The organism is Methylobacterium sp. WL69 (assembly GCF_008039485.1).
Taxonomy (GTDB): domain Bacteria; phylum Pseudomonadota; class Alphaproteobacteria; order Rhizobiales; family Beijerinckiaceae; genus Methylobacterium.
In genome coordinates, this window is record NZ_VRUZ01000173.1 from 1 (window position 1) to 2,699 (window position 2,699).

Sequence of the window (2,699 nt, forward strand, 5' to 3'; positions counted from 1 at the left end):
GGGCGGCGCGGGGGGGTATGTTGGCCATGGTCTTTAGAGCTTCCCCATCACATCACCCCGGAACCCGTACACGGTCCGGCCCCCCCCGAGCGGCACCAGCACCACCTCCCGCGTGGCGCCGGGCTCGAACCGCACCGCCGTACCGGGGGCGATGTCGAGACGCTGGCCCCGCGCCTGCTCGCGGTCGAAGGTCAGGCCGGGATTGACCTCATAGAAATGGTAGTGCGAACCGACTTGGATCGGCCGGTCGCCGATATTGGACACCGTCACCAGGGTGCGCGGAGCGCCTGCGTTGAAGACGATGTCGCCCGGCAGGGTGGTCACCGAGCCCGGCACCTCGGCGGAGGCCGCGCCCCGGATCGGATGGTGCACGGTGACGAGCTTGGTGCCGTCCGGGAACGTCGCCTCGACCTGGATGTCGTGGATCATCTCCGGGATGCCGTCCATGCACTGGTCGGCGGTGAGCACGTGCCCGCCTGCCTGCATCAGGTCCGAGACCGAGCGCCCATCGCGGGCGCCCTCGACCACGAAGTCGCTGATCAGCGCGATGGCCTCGGGATAGTTCAGCTTCACCCCGCGGGCGAGCCGGTTGCGGGCGACCTGGGCGGCCATGGCGAGGAGGAGCTTGTCCTTTTCGCGCGGGGTCAGGAGCACGGGAAACCTCGGGGTGGGGCGTCGAAGCGCGTGTGTGGACAGGCAAGGACCATGCGCGGTCCGATCCCGCGCATCGATGCATCCCGACGCCGGCGGCGCAAGGGCTTCACGGATGCGGGTGGGGGTGCCGGATCGGTTGACAGGACACCGTACGGCGTCCGAACAGCGCGAGGACGCAGATTCCGCACAGGAAGGCCGCCGCCGTGACCTATCCCCGCGACCTCGTCGGCTACGGCCGCACGCCGCCTCATCCGCACTGGCCGAACGGCGCCCGCATCGCCGTGCAGATCGTGCTGAACTACGAGGAGGGGGCCGAGAACGCGATCCTGCACGGGGACGCGGCGTCCGAGGCGTTCCTGTCCGAGATCGTCGGCGCGCAGCCCTGGCCGGGCCAGCGCCACATGAACATGGAATCCCTCTACGAGTACGGGTCCCGCGCCGGGTTCTGGCGCATCTGGCGGCTCCTCCGGGCGCGCGGCGTGCCCGTGACGGTGTTCGCCGTCGCCAACGCGCTTGCGCGGGTGCCGGAGATCGCCGCCGCCATGCGCGAGGCCGAGTGGGAGATCGCCTGCCACGGCCTGAAATGGATCGATTATCGCGACTTCACCCGTGCGGACGAGAAGGCGCACATGGACGAGGCGATCCGCATTCACACCGCGGTCACGGGCGCCCGCCCGCGCGGCTGGTACACGGGGCGCTCGTCGGTCCACACCCTCGACCTCGGCCTCGAGGCGGGCTTCACCTACCTGTCGGATTCCTACGCCGACGACCTGCCCTACTGGATCGGCGGCCCGGACAGGCATGGTCTCGTGGTGCCCTACACGCTCGACGCCAACGACATGCGCTGCGTGGCGGCCCAGGGCTTCAACACCGCCGATCACTTCGCGACCTACCTGTGCGACGCCTTCGATGCCCTCTACGCCGAGGGCGAGACGGCGCCCAAGATGATGTCGGTGGGCCTGCATTGCCGCCTCGTCGGCCGGCCGGGCCGGATCGGCGCGCTCACCCGGTTCCTCAACCATGTCGCCGCCCACGACGGGGTCTGGATCGCCCGCCGCATCGACATCGCCGACCATTGGACCCGGCACCACCCGCCGGCCTGATTCCTGCTGACGCCCGCCGCATGAACGAAGCACGCCGGAGACGCGACATGACGACGATCACCCTCGACGGCCGGACCTTCCAGCCCGCCGACGTCCTGGCCGTCGTCCGGCCGGACGCCTCGGGCGCCCGGGCCACGGCCGCCCTGGAGGACGGGGCCCGCGCGCGCCTCACCGCGGCCCGCACCTACATCGACGCGAACTTCATGAACGACGACGCGCCGCTCATGTACTCGTTCAACACCGGGGTGGGCCTGTTCAAGGACCAGCGCGTGCGCATGGACGAGATGCGGGAGTACCAGCGCCGCACGGTCTATGCCCATGCCACCGGGGTGGGCGAGCCCTTCGACCCGGAGGTGGCCCGCGCCACCATGCTCCTGCGCGCCAACGCCTTCGCGTCGAACTATTCCGGGCCGCGGGTGGCCGTGGTGGACCGCCTCCTCGCCTGCCTCAATGCCGGCCTCGTGCCGGTGATCCCGCAGAAGGGCTCCGTGGGAGCCTCCGGAGACCTGGCGCCCCTGGCCCATCTCGCCGGCGCCATCTGCGGGTTCGCCGAAGCCGAGATGGTCTACGAGGGCAAGCGCCTGCCGGCCCGCGAGGCCCTGGCCCTCGCGGGCCTCGAACCCGAATTTCCCCTGGAGGCCAAGGACGCCTCGGCGCTGATCAACGGCTCCACGGTGTCCCTGGCGCTCGGCGTCCTGGCCCTGGAGGATTCCAGGAAACTTCTCAAGCACGCCGACATCGCGCTGGCGCTCAGCCTCGAATGCATGCGCTGCGAGACCAAGGCGTTCGATCCGCGCCTGCACGCCGCGCGCCCGCACCAGGGCCAGGCCGCCACCGCCCGCAACGTGCTGCGCCTCCTCGAAGGCTCCCTGCGCTGCACGGAATCGGCCCGCCACACGGTGTTCCCGGACGAAGCGCGCGCCCCCGGCACCGCCCCGCCAC

Annotated in this window: 2 protein-coding genes and 1 pseudogene; 2 read left to right on the forward strand and 1 reads right to left on the reverse strand. The window is 70.8% G+C overall.

All coding sequences use genetic code 11. From position 1 onward, the window contains the following. Positions 1-33 precede the first annotated feature (33 nt). Positions 34-654: an urease subunit gamma gene (locus FV218_RS22130; protein WP_147711569.1), complete on the reverse strand. Its 621-nt coding sequence runs from the start codon at positions 652-654 to the stop codon at positions 34-36. Between the two features lie 203 nt (positions 655-857). On the opposite strand from FV218_RS22130, the pseudogene puuE reads away from it, so the two are divergent. Together puuE and FV218_RS22140 are read left to right on the forward strand one after the other, a co-directional pair. Beyond that, positions 858-1,736: pseudogene (gene puuE / locus FV218_RS22135) on the forward strand (allantoinase PuuE); the annotation flags it as partial. A 68-nt stretch (positions 1,737-1,804) separates the two neighbouring features. Further along, a partial coding sequence (locus FV218_RS22140) for an aromatic amino acid ammonia-lyase (RefSeq protein WP_147711571.1) occupies positions 1,805-2,699 on the forward strand: 895 nt, incomplete at its 3' end.